Consider the following 25,253-nt stretch of genomic DNA (forward strand, 5'->3'; position numbering starts at 1 on the left):
GGGGCAACTCAGCGCGCAATGCCGCGCGTGGCACTGGCGAGAAATTCACTCATCATCGCGACGTCAGCCGCCGATTCGGGCACTTCGGCAGCGAGTGCCTTGATCGCAGTACGAGCCTCGTCCAGCGTCTTGCCCTGGCGGTACAAGAGCCGGTGCATCTGCTTCACAGCCGCAATCCGTGCCGGCGAGAACTCGCGTCGCCGCAAGCCGACTAGGTTGAATCCGCGCACCGCGAGAGGATTGCCGTCCACCAACATGAAGGGCGGTACGTCCTGCGAGACCGCGCTGGCAAAACCGAGCATGGCATGGGCGCCGACCGACACGAATTGGTGGATGCCGGTCAGCCCGCCCACTGTCACCCAGTCTGCCAGGTGCACATGGCCGGCCAGCGTCGTGTTGTTGGCCAGCGTGGTGTGGTCATCGACGCGGCAGTCGTGCGCGATGTGCGTGTAGGCCATGATCCAGTTGTCGTTGCCCACCCGCGTGACACCGCCCGCGCCGGGCACGCCGATATTGAAGGTGCAGAACTCGCGGATCGTGTTGCGATCGCCGATCACCAGCTTGGTGGGCTCGCCGGCGTACTTTTTGTCCTGCGGCACCGCACCCAGCGATGCGAATTGGAATATCCGGTTGTCGCGCCCGATGGTGGTCCTGCCCTCGATCACGCAGTGCGCGCCAATCGTGGTGCCGACGCCGACCCGAACGTGCGGGCCGATCACGGCATAGGGACCGACACTCACCGTCGGGTCGAGTTCGGCCTGGGGGTCGACGATGGCCGTCGAATGAATCAGGGTCATGCCAGCAGGTTCAGTTGATCTGGCGCATGGCGCACATCAACGTGGCTTCGCAGGCCAGTTCGGCGCCCACCAGCGCGCGCCCCTTGAACTTGGAAATGCCAGCCTTCATGCGCTCGATCTCGACTTCGAGCGTCAGCTGGTCGCCGGGTTCGACCGGCCGCTTGAAGCGCGCCCCGTCGATGGCTGCAAAGTAGTAGATGGTGTTGTCGTCCGGAACGATGTCCAGCGAACGGAAGGACAGGAGCGCGGCCGCCTGCGCCATCGCTTCGAGCATCAGGACGCCCGGCATGACCGGGCGATGCGGGAAATGGCCATTGAAGAACGGCTCATTCATCGTCACGTTCTTGATCGCGGTAATGCGCTTGCCTTTTTCCATATCCAGCACTCGGTCCACCAGAAGGAACGGATAACGATGAGGCAGCAGCTTCAGGATTTGATGGATATCGAGCGTGGTCGTCATGATTTCTTGTCCTGCATTGTCATTTTCTCCAGCGCCTTCAGGCGCTCGCGAAGACCGTGCAGTTGCTTGAGCGTGGCTGCATTCTTTTCCCAGGCGGCATTGTCGTCGATGGGAAACACGCCAGTGTAGTGGCCAGGTTTGTGAATGGAACGGGTGACCAGGGAGGTGGATGAAATGTGCACGTGGTCGGCAATCGTTAAATGGCCCAAGACCCCTGCGCGGCCGCCGAATGTGCAATACGCGCCAATCGTCGCGCTGCCCGCAACGGCTACGCAACCCGCCATTGCGGTGTGCTTGCCGATGCGCACGTTGTGGCCGATCTGGATGAGATTGTCGAGCTTGACGCCGTCTTCGATCACGGTGTCGTCCAGAGCGCCGCGATCGATGCAGGTGTTGGCCCCGATCTCGACGTCGTCGCCGATGCGCACGCCGCCGAGTTGCTCGATCTTGACCCAAGCGCCTTCATGCGGCGCGAGCCCGAAACCATCGGCGCCGATCACGACGCCGGGATGCAGCAGGCAGCGTGCGCCGATGACGCAGTCTTCACTAACCGTCACGCCCGATTTCAGGACTGTGTCGGCGCCGATGCGCACTCCGCGCTCGATGACGCACAGGGCTCCAATGCGGGCAGTCGGATCGATCGAAGCGTCCGGATCGATCACGGCGCTGGGGTGGATCCGGGCCGCTTCAGGCTTGGCATGGGCCTTCTTCCAGAGCTGTGTCAGCCGGGCGAAGTACAGATAGGGATCGGGCGCAACGATGAACGCGCCGCGTTCGGCCGCAGCTTCCCGCATTGCCAACGACACGATGACGCAACCCGCCCGCGACTCCGCGAGTTCCTTGCGGTATTTCGGATTGCTCAGGAAGCTGATCGAATCAGGCTGCGCCGTCGAAAGCGGCGCCAGCCGCTCGATCGACAAAGCGGCGTCGCCCTGAAGCTCGCCCCCGAGGGCCTCGATGATTGCGCCTAGCCGCAGTGCCACGCCGATTTGCGGCGCTACTTGCCGCCGGCAGAAGTCGACGCGTTCAGCGCCTTGATCACCTTCTCGGTGATGTCATGCTTGGGGTTGATGTAGATCGCTTCCTGCAGGATCGCGTCGTACTTTTCAGCCTCAGCCACTTGCTTGACCACACGGTTCGCACGCTCGTAGACCTGCTGGAGCTCTTCGTTCTTGCGTGCGTTCAGGTCTTCCTGGAACTCCCGGCGACGGCGCTGGAATTCACGATCCTGGTCGACCAGGGCGCGCTGGCGTGCGACGCGCTGGGTTTCGGAAAGGGTGGGCGCCTCGCGCTCGAACCGCTCGGAAGCAGCCTTCAATGCCTCGCCCAGCGCCGTCAGATCCTTCTCGCGCTTGAGGAACTCGGCCTCCAGCTTGGCCTGAGCAGCCTTCGCGGGCTGGGCTTCACGCAATACGCGATCCGGATTGACGAAGCCGATGCGGAAGGTTTCCTGCGCATGGACGGGCGCACCCGCAGCCATGAACGCGGGAATCAGCAACGCACCGGCGACGCGGAGCAATGGGGTCATTAGAACGTGGTTCCGATCTGGAATTGCAGGCGTTGGATTCTATCCTTCGTGATCGGACTCAGCGGATCGCTGAAGTCTTCCTTCTGGTAGACGACCGGGAAAGCATAGGCCAGGCGCAGCGGCCCCAGCGGCGAAATCCAGCTGATACCGATGCCGACGGAGGCCCGCAGCTTCTTGATCGCATCCCACTGCTTGTCGGTCGAGAAGGTATCGCGGTCTGCCCACACGTTGCCGACGTCGAAGAAGCCGTAGAGGCGAAGCGTCCGGTCATTGCCGGCACCGGGGAACGGCGTGCTCACCTCGGCGTTGAATACGGCCTTCTTCGTGCCACCGATGGCGGCGCCCTCGGTCTGCCCCAGCAGCGGAATGTCACGCGGACCGAGCGAGTTCTGCTCGAAGCCACGCACCGAACCCAGACCACCGGCATAGAAGTTCTTGAAGATCGGGTACGGCTTGTCGCCGTAGGCCTTGGCATAGCCCACTTCGCTATTGATCGCGAAGGTGTACTGCTTATTGATGGGGAAGAACTGCTGGTACTGGTAACTACCCTTGTAGTACTTCATGTCCCCGCCCACCCCGACTTCGAGGTTGGCACGTTGCAGACGCCCACGGGTCGGGATCAGCGCACTGTCGCGATCGTCGCGCGACCATCCGACGGACAGGGGAACGCCCCACACCGAATCGTCCTGGCAGGCGACCAACCCCAGTTCATTGGTGTTGCAATTGAAATACCTGCGGTAGGACTCCGGCGTCAGTCCGGAGATATTGCTGCCGGGACTGAAGCTGTAGCGCTCGAGACCGGCACCAAAGAAGACCGTGTCCACTTCGCTGAACGGAACGCCGAAACGAATGGTGCCGCCTTCGTTGACGAGCTTGTAGTCGCCGTCGACGGTGTAATACGGCCGCGTGGTCGTGCTGTAGATGCTGAAGCTACGCGAGATGCCCTCTTTCGTGAAATAGGGATCCGTGGTGGTCAGCGAGAGCGTGCGGTTGTATTTGCTGGTGTTGACCTGCACCCCGAGGTAGTTGCCCGAGCCGAACACGTTCTCCTGCGAAATGCCGAAGGTCAGGCTCACCTTGTCGGCACTGGAGAAACCGGCGCCCAGTTGAAGCGATCCGGTCGGCTTTTCCGTCACATTGACGGAGAGGTCGACCTGGTCCGGCGTGCCAGGCACTTCCTGCGTATCGACATTCACTTCCGTGAAGAAGCCGAGCCGGTCGACGCGATCGCGGGAGAGCTTGATCTTGTCTCCGTCGTACCAGGCGGCCTCGTACTGGCGGAACTCGCGCCGGATCACTTCGTCGCGCGTGCGGTTGTTTCCGCCGACCGCGATGCGCCGCACGTACACGCGACGGCCGGGGTCCCCGCTGATGGTCAGCGCAACGCGATTGTTGACGCGATCGACTTCCGTATCGACCGCCACGCGCGCAAAGGCAAAGCCGAAGGAGCCGAAATAGTCGGTGAAGGCGCGAATCGTCTCCGTAACCTGTTCGCCGTTGTAGGGCTCGCCCGGCTGGATCGTCACGAGCGACTTGAACTCGTCTTCGCGCCCCAGGAAATTGCCGTTGAGCTTGACGCCCGAGACCACGAACTTCTCGCCTTCGGTGATGTTCACGGTCACGGAGAGGTCTTGCCGGTCCGGCGAGATGGCGACTTGCGTCGAGTCGATGTGGAACTCGAGATAGCCGCGCGTGAGGTAGTACGAGCGCAGCGTCTCCAGGTCGGCATTGAGCTTGGCGCGCGAATACTGGTTGGACTTGGTGTACCAGCTGAGCCAGCCGCCGCTGTCCTGGTCGAAGAGGCTGAGTAGCGTGGACTCGCTGAAGTCCTTGTTGCCGGCGATGTGGACCTCACGAATGCGCGCAGCCTCGCCTTCCGTCACGGTGAAAGTCAGATTGACCCGGTTGCGCTCGATCGGGGTCACGGTGGTCACGACCTGTGCGTTGTACAGGCTGCGGCTCACGTACTGGCGCTTGAGTTCCTGCTCGGCGCGGTCGGCCAGGGCCTTGTCGTAAGGCCGGCCGTCGGCGAGGCCGACTTCACGCAATGCCTTCTGCAGCACCGCCTTGTCGAATTCCTTGGTGCCGACGAAGTCCACGTCGGCGACGGTCGGCCGCTCCTCGACGATCACCACCAGCACATTGCCGTTGACGTCGATGCGCACATCCTTGAAAAGTCCCAGATCGAACAGTGCCCGGATCGCTGCCGATCCGCGCTCGTCGCTGTAGGTGTCACCCACACGGAAAGGCAGCGAGGCGAAGATCGTTCCCGGCTCCACGCGCTGAAGGCCTTCGACGCGGATGTCGCGCACCGTGAAAGGCTCGACGGCCCAGGCTGCCGTGGCTGCAAGTGCGCTAACCACCACCGCGGCGACGCTGCGCAGTCGAAAGCGACTGAATGTTGTGTTCATCTGTGAAATTGCACCGGCGCGGAAGGGGCCGGCAGAAAGTTAACCAAAGAGCCGCGTGACGTCGTTGAAGAGTGCGATCGACATCATGACCAGCAGCAGCGCGACACCGCCGCGCTGAAGCCTTTCCATCCAAGCGTCGGAGACGCTCTTGCCGGTCAGGCCCTCCCAAAGATAATACATCAGGTGTCCTCCATCGAGGACCGGCAGCGGCATGAGGTTCAGCACGCCCAGGCTCACACTGATGAGTGCCAGGAACACCAGGTATTGGGTGATACCCATGCTCGCGGACTTGCCCGCATAGTCGGCAATCGTCAGTGGTCCACTCAGGTTCTTGAGCGAAGCCTCGCCGATCAGCATCTTGCCCATCATGCGTACGGTGAGCGCCGACACTTCCCAGGTCCTGACCACGCCGCGCCACGCGCCTTCGACGAACCCCTGCCGAACCAGCACCATCTCGGGCGGTGCCCCGACGTAGGCGCCGATGCGCCCGACCTTGTTCGCGCCTTCATCGCGCACATCCGGCGTGAGTTCGATGCCGACCGTCTGGCCGCCTCGCTCAACTTGCCATGACTGCGTGAGCGGCTGCCCGCCATCGACCGATGCGCGGATCACTTCGCGCAATTGCTGGCCATCGACGATGGCCGTGTTGCCAACCGAACGCACGAGGTCGCCGGCGCGCAGGCCGGAACGCTCCGCCGCGCCCTCAGGCATCACCTCGCCGATCTCGGGACGCGTCAGCGGCGTGATGAGCCCGATCTTCCGGAACATCTGCGCATCGGCGTCCTTGGCTTCGATGCGGCTCAACGGCAAGACAACTTCTCGAGTGGGCCGACCACCCTCGCCCGCAATCTCCAATGTGAGGTCGCGTCCATCGAGGGCGCCGCGCGTCATGCGCCAGCGCAGGTCCTCGAAAGACTCCACCGGCTCCAATTCGCCACCAAAGCCCGCACGCGTGATGTGCTCACCACCGCTGAGGCCTGCGCGTTCAGCCAGGGAGGCCGCCACCGGTCGCGCGAGCTTGGCGACAGGCTCCTGGACTCCGATCCAATTGACGACGGTGTAGAGCAATACCGCCAGCAACAGGTTCGCAATCGGGCCGGCTGCGACGATGGCCGCACGGGAACGCAGGGGCTGGGTATTGAACGCGCGATGGCGCTCTTCCGGCGCGACCGGACCCTCGCGCTCGTCGAGCATCTTCACGTAGCCGCCGAGCGGGAAGGCGCCGATGACGAACTCGGTGCTCTGTCCCGGGTGCTGGCGCTTCGGCTGCCAACGATAGAGGGTCTTGCCGAAGCCGACCGAGAAGCGCAGAACCTTCACGCCGCACGCCACGGCAACCCGATAGTGGCCGTACTCATGCACGGCGATCAGCAATCCGAGCGCAACGATGAAGGCAACGACTGTGAGCATCGGATGTTCCGGAAGTTGAGGCGTCAGGCCGCGAAGCGAAGCGCCGCCGCGTTGGCGGCCGCACGGGCGCTGGCGTCCAAGGCCAGCAAGTCCGCAAGCGATTCCGGATTGGAGGGATGCACAAGCTCCAAAGTTTCCATGTTGACCGCATGAATGCGATCGAAGCGCAGGCGACGATCCAGAAAGGCCTCGACGGCCACTTCATTGGCGGCGTTCAATACCGCGGTGGTTCCCGACGCGGCGCGCAACGCGTGCCACGCGAGTCCGAGCCCGGGGAAAAGCGCGGCGTTCGGCGCGCCGAACGTCAATGAGGCCATCTGGCTGAAGTCGAGCCGGCCGGCACCACTGTCGATTCGCTCGGGCCATGCCAGCCCGACGGCGATGGGCACCCTCATGTCGGGTGTGCCCAGTTGCGCGATCACGGAGGCATCGGTGAACTGAACCATCGAATGAACCACGCTTTGGGGGTGGATCACGACCTCGATCTGCTCGGGCCGGACGCCGAACAGGTGGCGAGCCTCGATCACTTCGAGGGCCTTGTTCATCATGGTGGCGGAATCCACCGAGATCTTGCGGCCCATGACCCAGTTGGGGTGGGCGCAGGCTTGCTCGGGCGTGACGGTCGCCAGTGTTTCCGGAGCGCGGGTGCGAAACGGGCCGCCGGAAGCGGTCAGGATGATCTTGTCGATGCGGCGCGACCAGGTCGCGGGATCTTCGGGCAACGACTGGAAGATGGCCGAGTGCTCGCTGTCGATCGGCAGCAGAGTCGCTCCGCCCTCGCGCACGGTGCGCATGAACAACTCGCCTCCGACGACCAACGCTTCCTTGTTGGCAAGCAGGAGGCGCTTGCCGGCGCGGGCGGCCGCGAGGCACGGGGCCAGTCCGGCGGCGCCGACGATGGCGGCCATGACCGCGTCGGTCTCTTCGTGCGAAGCGATGGTCTCGATAGCACCTTCGCCGCCCAGCACTCGCGTGGACAGGCCATTTTGTTTCAGCTTTTCAGCCAGCAACGCGGCGTGCGGGGCGCTGGCCATGACCGCGAACTTGGGCGAGAAGCGCGCGCACTGGGCGAGCATGTCGTCGACCTTCGTCGCGGCCGACAAGGCGAAGACCTCGAAGCGATCGGGATGTCGCGCGATCACGTCCAGCGTGCTCACGCCGACGGATCCTGTCGAGCCGAGCACCGTGATGCGTTGTTTGGAAGCGGTCACAAGAAGGCCAGCATCATTGCAATAGGTAGCGTAGGAAGGAGCGCGTCGATCCTGTCGAGCACACCGCCATGGCCAGGCAACAGGCCGCTGCTGTCCTTGGCGCCCGCGCTGCGCTTGATCAGGGATTCGACCAGGTCACCGACCACACTCATGGCTGCGAGAAACACCACGCTGATCAACAGCAGCCACCAGCCGCGCTCGGTCAGCCGCGTATAGAGGCTCGGGTCGGAAGCCTGCGCCGCCGAATCGGCCCAGACCCACGCGAGCGCGAGGACAACCACGCCGGCCATGCCGCCCCAAACGCCTTCCCAGCTCTTGCCAGGGCTGATCGTGGGCGCGAGCTTGTTGCGGGTGAACTTGAGACCGAAGGCCCGTCCAGTGAAATACGCGAACACGTCGGCCACCCACACGAGTACCAGGATCGACAGCAGGAAGTTGATCCCCACCATGCGTGCCTGCACAGCCGCCAGCCACGCCACCCACAGCGCCAGCAAGCCACCGACCAGACGCAGGCCCTTGGGCACGCGCGGCCAGCCGGGCACGGCGACGCGCAGCAGCGCGGCGCCACCCAGGACCCACGCAGCGCTGGCAACGATCCAGACCGCCAGCAAGGGCACTTCGAGCAGCCCCACCCACCACGAGAGCGCGCAGAGCAGGACCATTTCAACGCCGAGAAAGAGTGACAGGCGCGGACCGTAGTCATTCAGACGCCCCCATTCCCAAGCCGCAGCGCCGATCAGCGCCAACATGACCCAGGCGAAAGGCACGTACGAAGGATAGAAGAGCGCGGGCAGCAGGATCGCCAGCAAGACGACCGCAGTGATGATGCGTTGTTTGAGCATGCGCTCAGGCGACTTGCTGATCGGGCTGCGCGCTGGCCCCGATTTGCGCGGATGTCTGGCCGAACCGACGCTCGCGGCGCTGGAAGGCGGCAATCGCATCGTCCAGCGCGGCCTCGTCGAATTCAGGCCACAGGCGGTCGCTGAAGAACAACTCGGCGTAGGCGCTCTGCCAGAGAAGGAAATTCGAAAGCCGCTGCTCGCCGCCGGTGCGAATGAACAGATCGGGATCGGGCACGTGCGACAACGCCATTGCCGCATCGAGATTGGCCTCGGTCAGCGGCTCGCCGCGCGCAACGATCTGGGCTGCTGCCCTCGCGATATCCCACCGGCCGCCATAGTTGAAGCACACGTTCAGGACGAGCCGGCTGTTGTGCGCCGTCGCGGCTTCGGCCTGGAGCAGGCCTGCGATGATCTTTTCGGACAATCCGCCGCGCTCGCCGACGAAGTGCAGCCGCACACCGTCCTGGCTCAACTTCGGCACTTCCCGTCCGAGCGCCCCGACCATCAGGTCCATCAATCCCGATACTTCCTCGATGGGCCGATTCCAATTCTCGGACGAGAAAGCGAACACCGTCAGGACGCCGACGCCACGTGCCACGCAGGCCTTGACGCAACGCCTCAGGGACTCGACGCCCTGCTTGTGCCCCGCGACGCGAGGAAGGAAGCGACGCGTGGCCCAGCGCCCATTGCCATCCATGACGATGGCAATGTGGTGGGGAATGGTGCGCGCGGGCTTCACGTCAGACCGCCATGATCTCGGCTTCCTTGGCCGTCACGAGTCGATCGATCTCGGCAATGTGGCGATCGGTCACCTTCTGGATCTCGCCTTCGGCACGCTTTTGATCGTCTTCCGAGGCAAGCTTGTCCTTGACCAGCTTCTTGATCGCGTCATTGGCATCGCGGCGCAGGTTGCGGGTCGCGATCTTGGCGCTTTCGCCCTCGTTGCGGACGAGCTTGGTCATTTCCTTGCGGCGCTCTTCGCTCATCGGCGGCAGCGGAACGCGGATCAGGTCGCCCATCGAAGCGGGATTCAGGCCCAGGTCGCTTTCGCGAATCGCCTTCTCGATCTTGGCGCCCATGCCCTTTTCCCAGGGCTGGACGCTGATGGTGCGCGAATCGAGCAGCGCAACATTGGCGACCTGCGACAGCGGCACCGACGAGCCGTAGTAGTCGACGTGGATCGAATCCAGCAGTGCCGGATTGGCACGACCCGTGCGGATCTTGTTGAGGTTGTTCTGGAACGCGGCGAGCGACTGGTTCATCTTCGCGTCGGTTGCGTTGCGGATATCTGCAATTGTGGTCATCTCTACGATTCCTTGGATCCCGGACGATGATTCTTGTCAGGCATGCACCAGCGTGCCTTCGTCCTCACCCATCACGACGCGCTTGAGTGCGCCGTTCTTGAAGATCGAAAACACCTTGATGGGCAGGTTCTGGTCGCGGCACAGCGCGAAGGCGGTGGCGTCCATGATGCCGAGATTCTTGGCGATGGCTTCGTCGAAGCTCAGCCTGGCATAGCGGGTCGCGCTCAGATCCTTCTTGGGATCCGCCGTGTAGACGCCATCGACCTTCGTCGCCTTGAGCACGAGCTCGGCACCGATCTCGGCGCCACGCAGCGCGGCGGCCGTATCCGTCGTGAAGAACGGGTTGCCAGTGCCGGCGGCAAATATCACGACCTTGCCTTCTTCCAGGTACTGGAGGGCCTTGGGCCGTACGTAGGGCTCGACCACCTGCTCGATGGCGATGGCGGACATCACGCGGGCGATCAAGCCCTGCTTGTTCATCGCATCGGCCAGGGCGAGCGCGTTCATGACGGTCGCGAGCATTCCCATGTAGTCGGCCGTGGCGCGGTCCATGCCCACGGAGCCTCCCGCGACACCGCGGAAGATGTTGCCGCCGCCGATCACGACGGCCACCTCGACACCCATGTTCACCACCTCCGCCACCTCGCCGACCATGCGGACGATGGTTGCGCGGTTGATGCCGAAGGCGTCGTCACCCATCAATGCCTCACCCGACAGCTTCAACAAGATTCGCTTGTGGGCTGGGCGGGGTTCGTGCATGGATCGTTCCTTTGGAGGTTGGCGGGGCGAGTGTAAAACGTGACAGTAAGGAAGCGGCAGCGCACCATGCGCCGCCGATCCCGGCGGCGTGACTTACGCCGCAGCCTTGGCGGCAGCGACTTGCGCCGCCACTTCGGCCGCGAAGTCGTCGACCTTCTTTTCAATGCCTTCGCCCACCACGTAGAGCGTGAAGCCCTTGATGGACGTGTTGGCGGCCTTGAGCATCTGCTCCACGGTCTGCTTGTCGTTCTTCACGAAAGCCTGGTTGTGCAGGGACACTTCCTTGAGGTATTTCTGCACGCCGCCTTCGATGCGCTTGGCAACGATGTCGGCCGGCTGCGGCTTCTTGCCTTCGGCTTCGGCCGTCTTGCGGTCTTCCTCGGCCTTGCCTGCCGCAACCGCACGCTCCTTCTCGATGAGGTCGGCGGGGACGTCGGCGCTCGAGATCGCGACCGGCTTCATGGCGGCGATGTGCATGGCGACATCCTTGGCGGACGTGTCGTCGCCTTCGAATTCCACCATCACGCCGATGCGCGTTCCGTGCAGGTACGAGGCGACCTTGCCGTTGCCGGCGAAGCGCTTGAAGCGGCGGAAGCTCATGTTCTCGCCGATCTTGCCAATCAGACCCTTGCGCACGTCTTCGAGCGTGGGGCCGAAGCCGTCCTGCTCGTACGCCAGCGCACCCAGCGCGGCGAGGTCGGCGGGGTTGTGCTTGGCAACCAACATGGCGGCAGCGTTTGCCATCGCGAGGAAGCTATCGTTCTTGGTAACGAAATCGGTTTCGCAGTTGATTTCGATCATCGCGCCGGCATCGCCTTCGACGAACGCCGCGACCACGCCTTCAGCCGTGATGCGACCCGAAGCCTTGCCAGCCTTGTTGCCCAACTTGATGCGCAGGAGTTCCTCGGCCTTGTCCATGTTGCCGTCGGCCTCGGTCAGGGCCTTCTTGCATTCCATCATCGGGGCGTCGGTCTTTGCGCGCAGTTCGCCGACCATGCTTGCGGTGATTGTTGCCATGTGTGTTCTCCGTTCGGTTTGTCAGTTGTGGCGACCCGCACCGGGCGCCACGAAAATCAGATTAAAAAAAAGGGGCAACAAAGCCCCTTCTTCAGGCTCGTGCGAGCGCGAATCAGGCGGAAGCGCCCTCTTCGACCTCGACGAACTCATCGGAATTGCCTTCGGACACGGCCTTCACGACGTCGCTGACGGCGCTGGAGCGACCTTCGATGATCGCGTCGGCGATACCGCGGGCGTACAGCGTGACAGCCTTGGACGAGTCGTCATTGCCGGGGATCACGTAGTCGATGCCTTCGGGCGAGTGGTTGGAGTCAACCACGCCGATCAGCGGAATGCCCAGCTTCTTGGCTTCGGCAACGGCGATCTTGTGGAAGCCCACGTCGATCACGAAGATGGCGTCGGGCAACGCGGTCATGTCCTGGATGCCGCCGATGTCCTTCTCGAGCTTCTCGATTTCACGGGTGAAGGTGAGCTGTTCTTTCTTGCTCAGGCTGTCGAGGCCGGCTTCGAGCTGGGCCTTCATGTCCTTCAGGCGCTTGATCGAGGTCTTGACGGTCTTGAAGTTGGTCAGCATGCCGCCGAGCCAACGGGTATCGACGAAGGGAACGCCGGCACGACGGGCTTCGGCCGCGACGATTTCGCGGGCCTGGCGCTTGGTGCCGACCATCAGGATCGTGCCGCGGTTGGCGGTGAGTTGCTTGGCGTACTTCATCGCATCCTGGAACATCGGAAGCGACTTTTCCAGGTTGATGATGTGAATCTTGTTGCGATGGCCAAAGATGAACGGGGCCATCTTGGGGTTCCAGAAGCGGGTTTGGTGACCGAAATGGACACCGGCTTCCAGCATTTCGCGCATGGTGGTCGACATAGGAATAACTCCAAAGGTTGGGTCTAAAATCCAGCCCGTTTTGTGTGCCATTCCTTCGATGGAATGGAGTTCACAACACCTTGAATGGGCTGGTTTGCGGATGCGTCTCGCAGCGGGAAAGTACCCAGGGCGAAACCCAAGGAGTATAGCACGCACCACCCTCCCTCCCCACCTTTCCCAGCCACCCACACCATGCGCCCAGACCTGCACGCCACCCGCCTCGCCCTGCTGGCGGGCACTTCCGACGCGCGCACCAAAATGGAGCAAGCCATCGCCACCGCGGTGTCGGCCGCCTGCCAGCATGTCTTCACACGCCAGTTGTTCGACGAAGGCCGCCGTGCCGCTGCCGCCGCCACTCCCCGGCAGCGGCTGGCGGGCCTGGCCTTTTCGGTCAAGGATCTGTTTGATGTCGCCGGACAGCCGACATCCGCGGGTTCGATCGTGCTGGCCCATGCACCGGCAGCCCAGGCCGACGCACCGGCGGTCGCCCGCCTGCGAGCCGCCGGCGGCGCCCTGCTCGGCCGCACCAACATGACCGAGTTCGCCTTTTCGGGCGTGGGCGTCAACCCACATCACGGAACGCCGGCAAACCCGAACGACCGGACGACCCCCCGTATCCCCGGCGGGTCGTCCTCGGGTGCCGCGGTGTCGGTCGCCAGCGGCGCCGCGTTCATCGGGCTCGGATCGGACACCGGTGGCTCCATCCGCATCCCGGCGGCCCTGAACGGCATCGTGGGCTTCAAGAACACGGCGCGGCTGGTTCCTACGGAGGGCGCGGTGCCGCTGTCCACCACGCTCGACACCGTCTGCGCCATGACGCGCTCGGTACGCGATGCGATCACGGCGCATGAAATTCTTGCCGCCCGCCGAGTGACGGCCGGCACAGCGCCACTGGCGGCCTACCGACTCGCGGTGGTCAAGGACCTGTTCCTGGACGACCTCGACCCCGTGGTCGCGAAGGCCTTCGAACGAACCCTCAAGACCTTGCGCATCGCCGGCGCCCGCATCGAGGAAATTGGCCTCACGGAGCTTGCCGACCTGCCTTCGATCAACTCGACCGGGGGCTTTTCGGCGGCCGAAGCCTACGCCTGGCACCGCCTGCTCATGGAGCGCAGCGGCGCCGGGTACGACCCGCGCGTCGCACAACGCATCCTCAAGGGCGCGACCATGAAGGCGCACGAGTACATCGAGCTCGGCAATGCCCGCCGCAGCTGGATCGCGCGCATTGAACGCTCGCTCGCCCCCTTCGACGCGGTGCTGTCGCCCACGGTGCCGATCACCGCGCCGACCATCGCGAGCGTCGCGCCCGGCGAGGAGCGCGACCCTGAATTCTTCCGCGTCAATGCGCTGCTTCTGCGCAATCCCTCCGTCGTCAACATGCTCGACGGCTGCGCCATCTCGATCCCCTGCCACGTCGCCGATGAGCTGCCCGTTGGCCTCATGCTCTGGCATGCTGCCCTGCACGACGACGCAGTGCTGGCCGTCGCGCTGCAAGCCGAACGCGCACTGCAGGAACGATGACGCTTGCCGTGTGCCGCGCAGGTGCCGACGAACAAATTTCACCGCAAAGAAACGAATGAAAATCGCGATCGTGGGAGCCGGGATCATCGGCGTCACCACTGCATGGGAGTTGGCCTCCGACGGTCATGATGTAGTCGTTTTCGAGCGCAGGGGCGCAGCCGCCGAAGAATCGAGTTTTGCCAACGCCGGCGTGGTTGCGCCTGGCTACGTGACGCCCTGGGCCGGCCCGGGCATGCGCGGCAAGGTGCTGCGCTCTCTGCTGTCCACGCACGGCGCCATCAAGCTGCGCTGGCCGCTGTCCACCCGTGATGTCCGGTGGATGGCGCGCTGGCAACGCGCCTGCAAGCTCGAAACCTATCTGGCCAATCGCGCGCGCATGCAGCGCCTGGCCTTCTACAGCCGCACCCGGCTGCACGAGATCACCGAGGCTTGCGACCTGGACTACGAACGCAGCGACGGCTACCTCGTGCTGCTGCGCTCCAAGCGTGAGAAGAAGCTGGTGCAGGCCGGGCTCGACGTCCTGCGCGCGGCCGGAAGCACCTTCCGAGAGATCGATGCAGACGAAGCGCGAAAGATCGAGCCTGCGCTCAGCACGGACACGAATCTCGTAGGCGCCATTCACCTGCCGGACGACGAAGTGGGAAATTGCAGGCAATTTGCGCTGCTGCTCAAGTGGGAGGCCGAAGCCCTGGGCGCACAGTTTCATTTCAATTGCGACTTGGCGCCGCTGAGCCGTGCCGCGCCGACCGAACTGTCGCTGGCGAGCGGCTCCGAGGGCCATCGCTTCGACGCGGTCGTGGTGTGCGCGGGCGTCGCGTCAGCGCGCTTGCTTCGACCGCTGGGCCTGCAAGTTCCCCTGGCGCCGGTCTACGGCCATTCGATCAGCGCGAGCATCCGCGAACCGCTCAATGCACCGCGCAGCGCGGTGATGGACGAGCGGTACAAGGTCGCAATCTCCAGGTTGGGCCTGCGCGTGCGGGTGGCAGGCAGCGCCGAACTGGGCGGCTCGCCCGGAACCTTGAATCCCGCTTCGCTGAAGACGCTGTACAAGGTGCTGCAGGACTGGTTCCCAGGGGCGGTCACCTTGCAGGCCGGCGTCCAGCAATGGAAGGGTGCGCGTCCGATGATGCCCGACGGGCCGCCAATCATCGGTCCAAGCGGCATTCCGGGCGTCTGGCTGAATCTCGGGCACGGCTCCAGCGGCTGGGCGCTGTCCTGCGGGAGTGCACGCGTCCTGGCGGACCTCATGGCCGGGCGGGATGCAGGCATCGATCTCGAGGGGCTCGGGATCGAGCGAATGCTGCAACACTGACACCAAGCGTCAAGTGCCATGCAACGCATCACATCCGCCACCGCCGCCCCCTTGTTCGACATTGCGGCCGCGCGCCGGATGGAGCAAGCGGCAACGGCCGCGCTGGCGCCGCACACCCTCATGCAGCGCGCGGGCCTCGCGGTGGCACGGCTGGCGATGGCGACGGCGCCCCATGCGCGCACGATCTGGGTGGCCTGCGGGCCCGGCAACAACGGCGGTGACGGGTTCGAAGCGGCGGCACAACTCCAACGACGGGGCTTCGCGACGGTCATTACCCGAATCGGCGATGAGAGTCGCCTGCCCGCAGATGCACGCGCGTCGCTGCAGAGCGCCCGAGCCGCGGGCGTGCAGTTCTCGGAGGTACCGCCGGAACACCCCGATCTCGCCATCGATGCGCTGCTGGGAATCGGCGCCACCCGACCACCCGGCGGAGCGATGATCGACTGGCTGCAGCGAATGCATACCGCTCGCTCGCCCGTACTCAGTGTGGATACGCCGTCCGGGCTGAACGCAGAAACCGGCACTCTCTCGACGGACTTCCTTGCTGGCCCTCCATCACGCACCGATGGCCCTCGACGCTTGTGCCTGAGCCTGCTGACCCTCAAGCCCGGCCTCTTTACCGCGCAGGGTCGCGATGCAGCGGGCGACGTGTGGTTCGACGACCTGGGCGTTGCCGCGGGTAACGAAGCGCCCATGGCGCGCCTGCTGGGCACCTCGCCCTCTCCCTCCCGGTGGCAGTCATCGCACAAGGGGAGTTATGGCGACGTCGCCGTGATTGGCGGCGCGCCTGGAATGGCGGGCGCCGCCTTGCTCGCCGCTTCGGCCGCCCTCTGCGCAGGCGCCGGTCGCGTTTTCGTTGCACTTCTCGACACGAACATTGCGCCGCTTGACCTCGTGCAACCCGAACTGATGTTTCGTCGCCGGGAGACCCTGGACCTCGGCGCGATGGCGGTCGTTTGCGGCTGCGGCGGCGGTTCGGCGGTGCACAAAGTGCTTCCCCATGTGCTGGAAGCTGCGCATGCGCTGGTCCTCGACGCGGACGCACTCAATGCCATTGCCGGAGACAGCGTCCTGCAGCGCCTGCTGAAGGCCCGATCCGAGACCGGGCGGTCCACCGTGCTGACGCCGCATCCATTGGAAGCGGCCCGTCTGTTGGGTTCGGCGACACGGGACGTGCAGAGCGATCGGCTTGGCGCAGCGAACCGCCTTGCCGAACGCTATCGCGCCGTGGTCGTGCTCAAGGGCTCGGGCACGGTCATCGCCAATGTCGGCGCAACACCGGTGATCAATACCAGCGGCAATGCGCGCCTCGCAACCGCCGGCACTGGCGACGTCCTCGCCGGCATGGTGGGCGCCGCGCTGGCCGCAGGTCGCCCAGCCAGAGCGGCCGCGTGCGAAGCCGTCTGGCGACATGGAGATTTGGCCGACCGCTGGCCGGCGCACGTTCCGCTCACAGCGAGCGCACTGGCGCGCGGCCTCCCCGCCACGCCCTGACCCTGGCGGGCGCCCTCTACCCGCGCCCGACGAAGGGCATCTTGGTGGCCATCACCGTATGGAAGAGCACGTTGGCCTCCAGCGGCAAGTTGGCCATGTAGAGCACCGACTGGCCGACGATGGACACATCCATCACCGGCTCGATCGCGATCTCGCCATTGGCTTGCGGCACACCCTTTGCCATGCGCGCGGCGAGTTCCGTCAGCGCATTGCCGACATCGATCTGGCCCACTGCAATGTCGTACTTGCGCCCGTCCAATGACGCAGTCTTGGTAAGTCCCTCGACGGCATGCTTGGTCGCCGTGTAGGCGATCGAATTGGGTCGTGGCGCGGTGGCGGAAATCGATCCGTTGTTGATGATGCGACCGCCCTGCGGCGTCTGGGCCTTCATCGTGCGGAACGCCTGCTGGATGCAATAGAACATGCCGCTCAGATTGATGTCGACCACACCGCGCCATTGCTCGGGTGTCCAATCCTCGAACGGCCCGGGCGGGTTGCCCACGCCGGCGTTGTTGAAGAGCAGGTCCACGCGACCGAAGCGCTCGACCGCCGCCGCGAACAGCGCCTGCACCGACTCCGGATTGGCGACGTCGGTCGGCACTGCAAAAGCTCGCGCGCCAGCGCCCGATTCTTCGGCCACCTGCTCCAGCGGCTCCAGGCGACGGCCCGCCAGCACGACGCTCCAGCCATCGCCAAGCAACGCCAGCGCGGCGGAACGGCCAATGCCAGTGCCCGCGCCTGTGACGATCGCGATGCGGCTCTTCTTCTCGACGCTCATTCGTATCTCCTTTTGTCAACGGCGCGGCTTGCGCCCCTTCATCTTGTTCGCAGCCTTCTTGACGGCAGTCCTGAAGGCCTGCATCGCCGATTGTGGCGCGCCCGCAGTCGCGCGGTCGGACCGCTCGGCCTCAGGCTTGTTTCGCGCGCTGCGCTTGGCCGATGCCTTGGCGGGCACGCCCGTCGACGAAGCGCCCTTGTCCTTCATCGCCCTCGTGCTTAATTCCTCGCCTTCACGCACCAGACGGAAATCGATCTTGCGGCCGTCCAGGTCGACGCGGCTCACTTGCACTCGCACGCGCGTGCCGATGGCGTAGCGAATGCCTGTGCGCTCGCCGCGCAGTTCCTGGCGCTGCTCGTCGAATTTGAAATACTCGCCCCCGAGCTCGGTGATGTGAACCAGGCCTTCGACGTACATCGCGTCGAGCGTGACGAAGATGCCGAAGGTGGTGGCCGCCGTGACCACGCCGCCATATTCCTCGCCGAGATGCTCGCGCATGTACTTGCACTTGAGCCACGCCTCGACGTCGCGACTTGCCTCGTCGGCGCGTCGCTCATTGGCGCTGCAATGCAGGCCGGCGGCTTCCCACGCCAGGACTTCCTTGCTCGGCGCCACGGTGGCTTTCTGCGGCTTGGACGTGGGCGACTTCACGCGCGAAGCGAGCCGCTTCGCCAGCTTGGCGTGCGCCTCGCCGGGCGTCGGCAGCATCGGCAGCTGGTACTTGGTCTTGCCCAGGATGGCCTTGATCACGCGATGCACGAGCAGGTCGGGATAGCGCCGGATGGGGCTCGTGAAGTGGGTGTAGGCCTCGTAGGCGAGCCCGAAGTGACCGCTGTTGATGGGCGTGTAGATCGCCTGCTGCATCGAGCGCAGCAGCATGGTGTGGATCTGCTGGGCGTCCGGACGCTCCTTCGTCGCGTCGGCAATGGCCTGGAACTCGCCGGGCTTGGGGTCGTCCGTGATCGAGAGACCCACGCCCATGGCCTTGAGGTATCCGCGAAGGATTTCCTTCTTCTCGGGTGTCGGGCCTTCGTGCACGCGATACAGACCGGGATGCTTGCCCTCGGCGATGAAATCGGCGCTGCAGACGTTGGCTGCCAGCATCGCTTCCTCGATCAGGCGGTGCGCTTCATTGCGCGTGCGCGGCACGATCTTCTCGATGCGCCCTGCGTCGTCGCAAATGATCTGCGTCTCGGTGGTCTCGAAGTCGACCGCGCCGCGCTTCGAGCGCTGCTTGAGGAGTGCGCGATAAACGTCGGCCAGGTTCAGCAAGTCCTTGACGCGTTCCTTGCGCTTCAGCGCTTCCGGTCCGCGCGTGTTGCCGAGGATGGCCGCCACTTCGGTGTACGTGAAGCGCGCGTGGCTCCACATCACCGCGGGGTAGAACTGGTAGGCGTAGATCTCGCCATCGGCAGCCACCAGCATGTCGCACACCATGCACAGGCGCTCGACCTCGGGATTGAGCGAGCACAAGCCATTCGACAACTTCTCCGGCAGCATCGGGATCACGCGGCGCGGGAAGTACACACTGGTCGCGCGATCGTAGGCGTCGATGTCGATCGCCGAGCCGGTCTGCACATAGGCGCTGACGTCGGCGATCGCGACCAGCAGGCGCCAGCCTTTGCCGCGGCCGACCTTCGCGGGCTCGCAATACACGGCGTCGTCGAAGTCGCGCGCGTCCTCGCCGTCGATGGTCACCAGCGGGATGTCGGTCAGATCGATGCGGCCCCTCTTGTCGGCCGGGCGCACCTTGTCGGGCAATGCTTTCGCTTCGGCGAGGCATGCCTCGGAGAACTCGTGCGGCACGCCGTATTTGCGCACCGCGATCTCGATCTCCATGCCCGGATCGTCGATCTCGCCGAGCACTTCCGTCACGCGTCCGACCGGCTGGCCGAACAGCGCGGGCGGCTCGGTCAACTGCACGACCACGACTTGGCCGACCTTCGCGGTGCCAGTCGCACCCTTGGGGATCAGGACATCCTGACCATAGCGTTTGTCCTCGGGCGCCACGAGCCAGACGCCACCTTCGTGGAGCAGCCGGCCGATGATGGGCTGCTCGGGGCGTTCGACGATCTCGACCACGCGGCCCTCTGGGCGACCACGTCGGTCCTGGCGCACCACACGCGCCTTGACGCGGTCCTTGTGCAGCACCGCACGCATCTCGTTGGGGGGCAAATAGATGTCGGCTTCACCGTCGTCCCGCTGCACGAAACCGTGTCCGTCGCGATGTCCTTGGACCGTGCCTTCAACTTCATCCAGCAAGCCGCTGGTATGGCCTATGTTTTTGATGATATGATCTCTTTCTTTCCTGAAATTCAAAACATAACTGCTTCAGCAGTTATGTGGGCCCAGATGGCGGAATTGGTAGACGCACTAGTTTCAGGTACTAGCGAGTAACATCGTGGAGGTTCGAGTCCTCTTCTGGGCACCAAGTTTATATAGACCCTTCCAGGGTCTCTCGATTCAAGCCACCGGTCTCCGGTGGCTTTTTTCTTGGCCGTCTGATTTGTGACCGGCATCAGATGGGCAGGGCAATCAGATCGTGTCCCTCTGCACCGACGATGCGAGCGCGCGTGAACTCGCCGACCTTCAGCGTTTTGCTGATCTTTTCGGGCGGCAGCAGACGGACGATTCCGTCGATCTCCGGTGCATCGGCGTACGTGCGGCCCATGCCCCCCTTGCGCCCCATGCCAGGCGCCGAATCCACCAGCACCTGCATCGTCGCGCCGATGCGCTTGCGCAGCTTGGCGATCGACACGGCTTCCGCGACCTCCATGAAACGCGCGCGCCGGGCTTCTCGCTCGGCCTCGGGCAGCATGCCGGGAATGTCGTTCGCGGCGGCGCCCTGGACCGGGCTGTAGGCGAAGCAGCCTGCACGATCGATTTCTGCTTCGCGAATGAATGCCAGCAGGTGTTCGAACTCCTCCTCGGTTTCGCCGGGGAAGCCAGCGATGAAGGTGCTGCGGATCACAAGCTCCGGACACACTTCGCGCCAGCGCGCGATGCGCTCCAGATTCTTCTCGCCGCTTGCAGGCCGCTTCATGCGCCGGAGCACGTCAGGGTGGCTGTGTTGCAGCGGCACATCGAGGTAAGGGAGCACTTGGCCACTCGCCATCAGCGGAATGACTTCGTCGACGCTCGGATAGGGGTACACATAGTGCAGTCGCACCCAAGCGCCGTAGGGCTCGGCGATCTCGCCCAGCGTGCGCACGAGCTCGAGCATGCGCGTCTTGACCGGCTTGCCATCCCAGAAACCAGTGCGGTACTTCACGTCCACACCGTAGGCGGAGGTGTCCTGGCTGATTACCAGCAGTTCCTTCACACCACCTTCGAACAACGCCTTGGCTTCCGACAGCACATCGCCCACCGGGCGCGACACGAGGTCGCCGCGCATCGAAGGGATGATGCAGAAGGTACACCGGTGATTGCAGCCCTCGCTGATCTTCAGATAGGCGTAGTGACGCGGCGTGAGCTTCAGGCCGGCAATACCGAAGGCCTGCGGCACCAGGTCGATGAAGGGATCGTGCGGCTTCGGCAGATTCGCGTGGACCGCGTCCATCACTTCCTGCGTCGCATGCGGCCCTGTGACCGCCAACACGCTCGGATGCATCTGGCGCACCAAGTTGCCGCCCTCCTCACCCGTCTTGGCGCCGAGACAGCCGGTCACGATCACGCGCCCGTTGCCTGCGAGGGCTTCGCCGATCGTGTCGAGGCTTTCCTTGACGGCGTCGTCAATGAAGCCGCAAGTGTTCACGATCACGAGGTCGGCACCCTCGAAAGTCTTGGAGGTTTCGTAGCCCTCGGCACTCAGTTGGGTCAGGATCAGTTCGGAATCGGTCAATGCCTTGGGACAGCCCAGGCTCACAAAGCCGACTTTGGGGGCTGCCGGCGCGGCAATTCGTTCGGGGGAGGCAACTTCGCTCATATCCCCCTATTGTCCCAGCTATCGGCCACCGTGCCCTATTCAGGGTCGCTTGATGCCAAACGCACCTAGAACCTGCTCGGTGTTCTTCTGCATCTGCTCCTGCATCTGCAGGAAGACGTTCTTGGACTGCTCGACGTAGTTGCCCATCAACCCTTGCAGCATCGGGGACTGCATGGTCATGAACTTCGACCACATTTCCGGCGTGATGCCCTCGGCCTTTTCGGCCAGTTGCGCCTGAACCTCGGCCATCGCCTGGATGTTCTTCTCCAGATAGGGCCCCATGTAGCTTTGCATCGCTTGGCCGTAGAACCGGATGATGCTGGCCAGCACCTGTTCTGTGAACATCGGCGCGCCACCAGCCTCTTCCTCGAGGATGACCTGAAGCAGGATGCTGCGGGTCAGGTCGTCCCCGGTCTTGGCATCGCGGACCACGAACGACGCCTGGTTCATGACAAGCTGCTTCACCTCGGCAAGGGTGATGTAGCTGGAGGTTTCCGTGTCGTAGAGCCTTCGATTGGGATACTTCTTGATCACCCGCTGGACCGGCTTGACACCGGACTTCTTGCTCTGCACTAGGGACTCCTTGAGATTTCGCACCATGACGCGCGAGCAATTCTAGGGAGCGGTTTTGTTACACCGCGCCAAGGTTTACCCTGACCGACGGAGAGCTTCAGTCCAGAGACGTCGCGTACTCGGCGCCACAGACCTTGCACGAGCCCGATTCGGGACGCTCGCTGGTCGCTTCGCGGTACTGCAACGGACTCTTGATGCCATTGAAAACCCAGCAACGGGGGCAGTGCTCCTGTCCCGCCAGCGGCAGGTAGGCCCGGGCCCGCTGCTCGGCACGCTCGCGGGTGACGGGAGCGCCCTGACGCTCCGTGCGCGCGACGTCTTCCGCCGCCATGGTGCCCGCCCGGCCATTCGCGCGATCGTTCAGCCCGTAGACCACGCGCGCAAATTCAAGGGGCGCCTGTCGCACCAGCGCTGCAATGCGAAGCTCTTCCAGCGAAGGATCGATCTCGGCTGCCGGAGTATTCATCAGTTCCCTGAGTCGGATGCTTGAGCGTGACAAAATGTCAAGTTACCACAACTGAAGGGCGACCCGCCAGTTGCCGAAGGCCATAGTTCCGAGGATGGATCTATGCCGAAGAACTGAGGCTTGAGGAGGTTTTTGATCCGGTGCGCGTCCGGTGGTTAAGCGGACGCTGGATCAAGAAAATTGGTAGGCGCGATTGGACTCGAACCAACGACCCCCACCATGTCAAGGTGGTGCTCTAACCAGCTGAGCTACGCGCCTAAGGATGTGTCCGAGAAGCCGCAATTGTAGCAGGATGCGGAGACCACTTTTCAGCGGCGTCGCGCAGAACGCACACCGGTCACTGCAGCGACCACTGCGAGCACCTGCTTCAGACGCGTCGCATCTGCGATCTCGATGGTGAACGTCATCCACGCGGTGCCCTTCACCGACTGCGTCTGCACGCCGATCACATTCATCTTCTCGCGTGCGAACACGTCGGAGATATCGCGCAGCAGCCCTTGCCTGTCGGCCGCTTCGACAGCGACATCGACCGCATAGACAGAGCCCGCTTCCGCCTTCTGCGCGCCCCACTCCACGTCGATGACGCGCCCGGCATCGCGGCTCGCCATCATGCGGAAGTTGCTGCAGTCCGAGCGATGGATGCTCACGCCGTGGCCCTTGGTCACGAAGCCGCGGATGGCATCTGGCGGCGCAGGCTTGCAGCACTTGGCGAGTTGCGTCATGAGCGATGAAACGCCGACTACAAGCACACCACCACGGCCCGACTGCTCGCTGCCGCGCGCCTTCTTGATGATGACGCCGTCGTCCGGCCCCGGTGCAGGTTCGGGCGGACGCAACAGCATCTCGATGTTGCGCAGCGAGAACTCGTCCTTGCCCACCACTTCGAAGAGGTTGTCGGCCGACTTGAAGCCCAACTGCGAAGCAAGATCTTCGAGTTTCAGCGCAGTCTTGCCTTCTCGCTGAAGGAGCTTCTCGACAGCTTCTCGCCCGCGCGCCACGGTCTCATGCGTGATCTGCGCGTTGAACCAGGCTCGTACCTTCGCACGCGCTCGATGGCTTGCGAGGTAACCCAGTTCCGCGTTGAGCCAGTCGCGCGAAGGGCCTCCTTCCTTGGCAGCGATGATCTCCACAGTCTGGCCGTTTTGCAGTGGCGTATTGAGCGGCACCATCACGCCATCGACGCGGGCCCCACGGCAGCGGTGGCCGAGGCTCGTGTGTACCGTGTAGGCGAAGTCCACCGCCGTCGCGCCTTGCGGCAACTCGACGATCGCGGCGTCGGGCGTCAGAACATAGATGCGGTCGTCGAAAAGGCCCTGCCCCTGCTGCCCGCCGGAGAGGTCGCGCTCCCAAGCTAGCAGTTGCCGGAGCACCGCGATCTTGGCGTCGTACTCGCCGGTCGCCCACACACCAGCATAGCCCTTGTGGCCCGCTTCCTTGTAGGCCCAGTGCGCGGCCACGCCATGCTCGGCGTGGTCATGCATTTCCTCGGTGCGGATCTGGATCTCGATCGGCTTGCCGGCATGCCCGTCGACCACTTCACGCACCACGGTGTGCAGCGATTGGTAGCCGTTGGGCTTCGGTCTGGCGATGTAGTCGTCGAACTCTTCGTCGATCGGCTGGAAATGCGAATGCACCCACGCGAGTGCCGCATAGCAGTCCTTGACGTCGGCGACCACCACCCGCAGCGCCATGATGTCGAACACCTGTGCGAAGTCGAGCGACTTGCCGCGCATCTTCTTGACGATGCTGTAGATGTTCTTCGGCCGCCCCTGCACCGTGGCCTTGATGCCCTCGGCCGCCAGTTCGCGCTCGAGACGCGTACGCAACTGTTCGACGTAACCTTCGCGCTCGATGCGCTTCTCGTCGAGAAGGCGCGCGATGAGCTTGTAGGTCTCCGGCTCGAGAAAGCGGAACGAGAGATCCTCGATCTCCCACTTGACTTGCCAGATGCCGAGTCGGTTCGCCAGGGGCGCAAACACCTGAAGCGATTCGCGCGCCACATTCTCGGGCGGGGGCCGTTTGCTGGCTGCCGCATGGCGCAGCGTCTGAAGACGCGAAGCCAGTCGAAGCATCACGACGCGCAGATCGCGCGAGAACGCCAACAGCATCTTGCGCACGTTCTCGGTCTGCGTGCCGGCGCCGTCCGCCAGATGCGCATGCGCGGTGGCCGAGCGTGCCTGCTTCTGCACGTGCACCAGCTTGGTGGTCTCGACCGCGAGCGCAGCGAAGTTGTCGCCAAACACCTTGGCGATCACTTCCTGCGGGCGATTCAAGTGCTGGCACGAATAGACCAGATAGCTGGCGGCCTGCATGGCCTCCGACCCGCCCATGGATGCGACGATGGCGGCAACCGCATCGGCATGGGCGAGCGTGTTCTCGCCGGTGTCCAGCGTTTCATCGGCAATCAGCGGTTCGGCGAAAGCGCGTGCGCGCGCCAGCATGTTCTCCATGACCGGCGTGCGCTCGGCCGTGGCTGCCGACAACGGATAGTCGACCACGAGCGATTCCGACGAGGACGGCACGTGCAGGTTGGTCTGTTCGCGCTTCACTGTGTCGAATGCCGGAAGAAGAATGACC

22 protein-coding genes and 2 tRNA genes are annotated in these 25,253 nt (G+C 64.0%); 4 read left to right on the top strand and 20 right to left on the bottom strand.

Annotation, left to right across the window (positions count from 1 at the left end; genetic code table 11):
* Positions 1-8: 8 nt before the first annotated feature.
* The 13 genes from lpxA to rpsB all read right to left on the bottom strand — a co-directional run bounded on the left by lpxA (position 9) and on the right by rpsB (position 12,607).
* Positions 9-797, bottom strand: a complete 789-nt coding sequence (gene lpxA / locus QTI24_RS06120) for an acyl-ACP--UDP-N-acetylglucosamine O-acyltransferase (RefSeq protein WP_286599020.1) — start codon at positions 795-797, stop codon at positions 9-11.
* A 10-nt stretch (positions 798-807) separates the two neighbouring features.
* Entirely contained in the window at positions 808-1,257 is a 450-nt protein-coding gene (gene fabZ / locus QTI24_RS06125) for a 3-hydroxyacyl-ACP dehydratase FabZ (RefSeq protein WP_286599021.1), read from the bottom strand.
* On the bottom strand, positions 1,254-2,240 hold the full coding sequence (lpxD, locus tag QTI24_RS06130; protein WP_286599024.1) for a UDP-3-O-(3-hydroxymyristoyl)glucosamine N-acyltransferase: 987 nt from the start codon (positions 2,238-2,240) through the stop codon (positions 1,254-1,256). Before lpxD ends, fabZ begins: the two co-directional genes overlap by 4 nt.
* A gap of 14 nt (positions 2,241-2,254) precedes the next feature.
* Positions 2,255-2,785, bottom strand: a complete 531-nt coding sequence (locus QTI24_RS06135; RefSeq protein WP_286599026.1) for an OmpH/Skp family outer membrane protein — start codon at positions 2,783-2,785, stop codon at positions 2,255-2,257.
* Positions 2,785-5,196 carry an outer membrane protein assembly factor BamA gene (gene bamA / locus QTI24_RS06140; RefSeq protein WP_286599027.1) on the bottom strand — a complete coding sequence of 804 codons (2,412 nt, stop codon included), beginning with the start codon at positions 5,194-5,196 and terminating at the stop codon, positions 2,785-2,787. Before bamA ends, QTI24_RS06135 begins: the two co-directional genes overlap by 1 nt.
* A 39-nt stretch (positions 5,197-5,235) precedes the next feature.
* Positions 5,236-6,606 carry an RIP metalloprotease RseP gene (rseP, locus tag QTI24_RS06145; RefSeq protein WP_286599028.1) on the bottom strand — a complete coding sequence of 457 codons (1,371 nt, stop codon included), beginning with the start codon at positions 6,604-6,606 and terminating at the stop codon, positions 5,236-5,238.
* A 23-nt stretch (positions 6,607-6,629) separates the two neighbouring features.
* Positions 6,630-7,817, bottom strand: coding sequence for a 1-deoxy-D-xylulose-5-phosphate reductoisomerase (gene ispC / locus QTI24_RS06150; RefSeq protein ID WP_286599029.1), 1,188 nt, complete (start codon positions 7,815-7,817; stop codon positions 6,630-6,632).
* Positions 7,814-8,659, bottom strand: a complete 846-nt coding sequence (locus QTI24_RS06155; RefSeq protein ID WP_286599030.1) for a phosphatidate cytidylyltransferase — start codon at positions 8,657-8,659, stop codon at positions 7,814-7,816. Before QTI24_RS06155 ends, ispC begins: the two co-directional genes overlap by 4 nt.
* A gap of 4 nt (positions 8,660-8,663) precedes the next feature.
* Positions 8,664-9,398, bottom strand: a complete 735-nt coding sequence (gene uppS, locus QTI24_RS06160; protein ID WP_286599031.1) for a polyprenyl diphosphate synthase — start codon at positions 9,396-9,398, stop codon at positions 8,664-8,666.
* A 1-nt stretch (position 9,399) separates the two neighbouring features.
* Positions 9,400-9,963, bottom strand: coding sequence for a ribosome recycling factor (gene frr, locus QTI24_RS06165; RefSeq protein WP_286599032.1), 564 nt, complete (start codon positions 9,961-9,963; stop codon positions 9,400-9,402).
* Between the two features lie 36 nt (positions 9,964-9,999).
* Positions 10,000-10,722 carry a UMP kinase gene (gene pyrH, locus QTI24_RS06170; RefSeq protein ID WP_286599033.1) on the bottom strand — a complete coding sequence of 241 codons (723 nt, stop codon included), beginning with the start codon at positions 10,720-10,722 and terminating at the stop codon, positions 10,000-10,002.
* A 93-nt stretch (positions 10,723-10,815) separates the two neighbouring features.
* On the bottom strand, positions 10,816-11,739 hold the full coding sequence (gene tsf, locus QTI24_RS06175) for a translation elongation factor Ts (RefSeq protein ID WP_286599034.1): 924 nt from the start codon (positions 11,737-11,739) through the stop codon (positions 10,816-10,818).
* 112 nt (positions 11,740-11,851) lie between these two features.
* Positions 11,852-12,607, bottom strand: a complete 756-nt coding sequence (rpsB, locus tag QTI24_RS06180; RefSeq protein ID WP_286599035.1) for a 30S ribosomal protein S2 — start codon at positions 12,605-12,607, stop codon at positions 11,852-11,854.
* A gap of 192 nt (positions 12,608-12,799) precedes the next feature.
* On the opposite strand from rpsB, the gene QTI24_RS06185 reads away from it, so the two are divergent.
* The 3 genes from QTI24_RS06185 to QTI24_RS06195 are packed head-to-tail and all read left to right on the top strand — an operon-like array spanning position 12,800 to position 16,934.
* Entirely contained in the window at positions 12,800-14,128 is a 1,329-nt protein-coding gene (locus QTI24_RS06185; RefSeq protein WP_286599037.1) for an amidase, read from the top strand.
* Between the two features lie 55 nt (positions 14,129-14,183).
* Positions 14,184-15,440 carry a D-amino acid dehydrogenase gene (locus tag QTI24_RS06190; RefSeq protein ID WP_286599038.1) on the top strand — a complete coding sequence of 419 codons (1,257 nt, stop codon included), beginning with the start codon at positions 14,184-14,186 and terminating at the stop codon, positions 15,438-15,440.
* Between the two features lie 18 nt (positions 15,441-15,458).
* Positions 15,459-16,934, top strand: coding sequence for an NAD(P)H-hydrate dehydratase (locus QTI24_RS06195; protein WP_286599039.1), 1,476 nt, complete (start codon positions 15,459-15,461; stop codon positions 16,932-16,934).
* A 16-nt stretch (positions 16,935-16,950) separates the two neighbouring features.
* On the opposite strand, the gene QTI24_RS06200 is transcribed toward QTI24_RS06195, so the two are convergent.
* Both QTI24_RS06200 and rnr read right to left on the bottom strand, forming a co-directional pair.
* Complete coding sequence (locus QTI24_RS06200) at positions 16,951-17,712, bottom strand: SDR family oxidoreductase (protein ID WP_286599040.1); 762 nt, start codon at positions 17,710-17,712, stop codon at positions 16,951-16,953.
* A gap of 15 nt (positions 17,713-17,727) precedes the next feature.
* A complete protein-coding gene (gene rnr / locus QTI24_RS06205; RefSeq protein WP_286599042.1) occupies positions 17,728-19,974 on the bottom strand; it encodes a ribonuclease R in 2,247 nt (748 codons plus the stop codon).
* An 84-nt stretch (positions 19,975-20,058) separates the two neighbouring features.
* On the opposite strand from rnr, the gene QTI24_RS06210 reads away from it, so the two are divergent.
* Positions 20,059-20,143: transfer RNA gene (locus tag QTI24_RS06210), tRNA-Leu, on the top strand.
* Between the two features lie 87 nt (positions 20,144-20,230).
* Here QTI24_RS06210 and rimO read toward each other — a convergent pair.
* The 5 genes from rimO to QTI24_RS06235 form a co-directional block, all read right to left on the bottom strand.
* Positions 20,231-21,637: a 30S ribosomal protein S12 methylthiotransferase RimO gene (gene rimO / locus QTI24_RS06215; RefSeq protein ID WP_286599043.1), complete on the bottom strand. Its 1,407-nt coding sequence runs from the start codon at positions 21,635-21,637 to the stop codon at positions 20,231-20,233.
* Positions 21,638-21,676: 39 nt separating this feature from the next.
* On the bottom strand, positions 21,677-22,237 hold the full coding sequence (gene phaR, locus QTI24_RS06220; RefSeq protein ID WP_286599044.1) for a polyhydroxyalkanoate synthesis repressor PhaR: 561 nt from the start codon (positions 22,235-22,237) through the stop codon (positions 21,677-21,679).
* A gap of 70 nt (positions 22,238-22,307) precedes the next feature.
* Entirely contained in the window at positions 22,308-22,676 is a 369-nt protein-coding gene (locus QTI24_RS06225) for a hypothetical protein (protein ID WP_286599046.1), read from the bottom strand.
* Positions 22,677-22,857: 181 nt separating this feature from the next.
* Positions 22,858-22,934, bottom strand: a tRNA-Val gene (locus QTI24_RS06230).
* Positions 22,935-22,984: 50 nt separating this feature from the next.
* On the bottom strand, positions 22,985-25,126 hold the full coding sequence (locus tag QTI24_RS06235; protein WP_286599289.1) for a RelA/SpoT family protein: 2,142 nt from the start codon (positions 25,124-25,126) through the stop codon (positions 22,985-22,987).
* Positions 25,127-25,253: the final 127 nt, after the last annotated feature.

The sequence above is a fragment of the Variovorax sp. J22P240 genome (assembly GCF_030316855.1).
Taxonomy (GTDB): Bacteria; Pseudomonadota; Gammaproteobacteria; order Burkholderiales; family Burkholderiaceae_C; genus Variovorax.

Excerpts from the sequence above, each read along its gene's own strand:
- QTI24_RS06225 (WP_286599046.1), bottom strand. The coding sequence starts at position 22,676 with ATGAATACTCCGGCAGCCGAGATCGATCCTTCGCTGGAAGAGCTTCGC.
- lpxA (WP_286599020.1), bottom strand. The coding sequence starts at position 797 with ATGACCCTGATTCATTCGACGGCCATCGTCGACCCCCAGGCCGAACTC.
- QTI24_RS06185 (WP_286599037.1), top strand. The coding sequence starts at position 12,800 with ATGCGCCCAGACCTGCACGCCACCCGCCTCGCCCTGCTGGCGGGCACT.
- phaR (WP_286599044.1), bottom strand. The coding sequence starts at position 22,237 with ATGGTGCGAAATCTCAAGGAGTCCCTAGTGCAGAGCAAGAAGTCCGGT.
- QTI24_RS06135 (WP_286599026.1), bottom strand. The coding sequence starts at position 2,785 with ATGACCCCATTGCTCCGCGTCGCCGGTGCGTTGCTGATTCCCGCGTTC.
- rimO (WP_286599043.1), bottom strand. The coding sequence starts at position 21,637 with ATGAGCGAAGTTGCCTCCCCCGAACGAATTGCCGCGCCGGCAGCCCCC.
- QTI24_RS06190 (WP_286599038.1), top strand. The coding sequence starts at position 14,184 with ATGAAAATCGCGATCGTGGGAGCCGGGATCATCGGCGTCACCACTGCA.
- fabZ (WP_286599021.1), bottom strand. The coding sequence starts at position 1,257 with ATGACGACCACGCTCGATATCCATCAAATCCTGAAGCTGCTGCCTCAT.
- pyrH (WP_286599033.1), bottom strand. The coding sequence starts at position 10,722 with ATGCACGAACCCCGCCCAGCCCACAAGCGAATCTTGTTGAAGCTGTCG.
- QTI24_RS06235 (WP_286599289.1), bottom strand. The coding sequence starts at position 25,126 with ATGGAGAACATGCTGGCGCGCGCACGCGCTTTCGCCGAACCGCTGATT.
- QTI24_RS06195 (WP_286599039.1), top strand. The coding sequence starts at position 15,459 with ATGCAACGCATCACATCCGCCACCGCCGCCCCCTTGTTCGACATTGCG.
- bamA (WP_286599027.1), bottom strand. The coding sequence starts at position 5,196 with ATGAACACAACATTCAGTCGCTTTCGACTGCGCAGCGTCGCCGCGGTG.
- QTI24_RS06155 (WP_286599030.1), bottom strand. The coding sequence starts at position 8,659 with ATGCTCAAACAACGCATCATCACTGCGGTCGTCTTGCTGGCGATCCTG.
- frr (WP_286599032.1), bottom strand. The coding sequence starts at position 9,963 with ATGACCACAATTGCAGATATCCGCAACGCAACCGACGCGAAGATGAAC.
- QTI24_RS06200 (WP_286599040.1), bottom strand. The coding sequence starts at position 17,712 with ATGAGCGTCGAGAAGAAGAGCCGCATCGCGATCGTCACAGGCGCGGGC.
- rseP (WP_286599028.1), bottom strand. The coding sequence starts at position 6,606 with ATGCTCACAGTCGTTGCCTTCATCGTTGCGCTCGGATTGCTGATCGCC.
- tsf (WP_286599034.1), bottom strand. The coding sequence starts at position 11,739 with ATGGCAACAATCACCGCAAGCATGGTCGGCGAACTGCGCGCAAAGACC.
- rpsB (WP_286599035.1), bottom strand. The coding sequence starts at position 12,607 with ATGTCGACCACCATGCGCGAAATGCTGGAAGCCGGTGTCCATTTCGGT.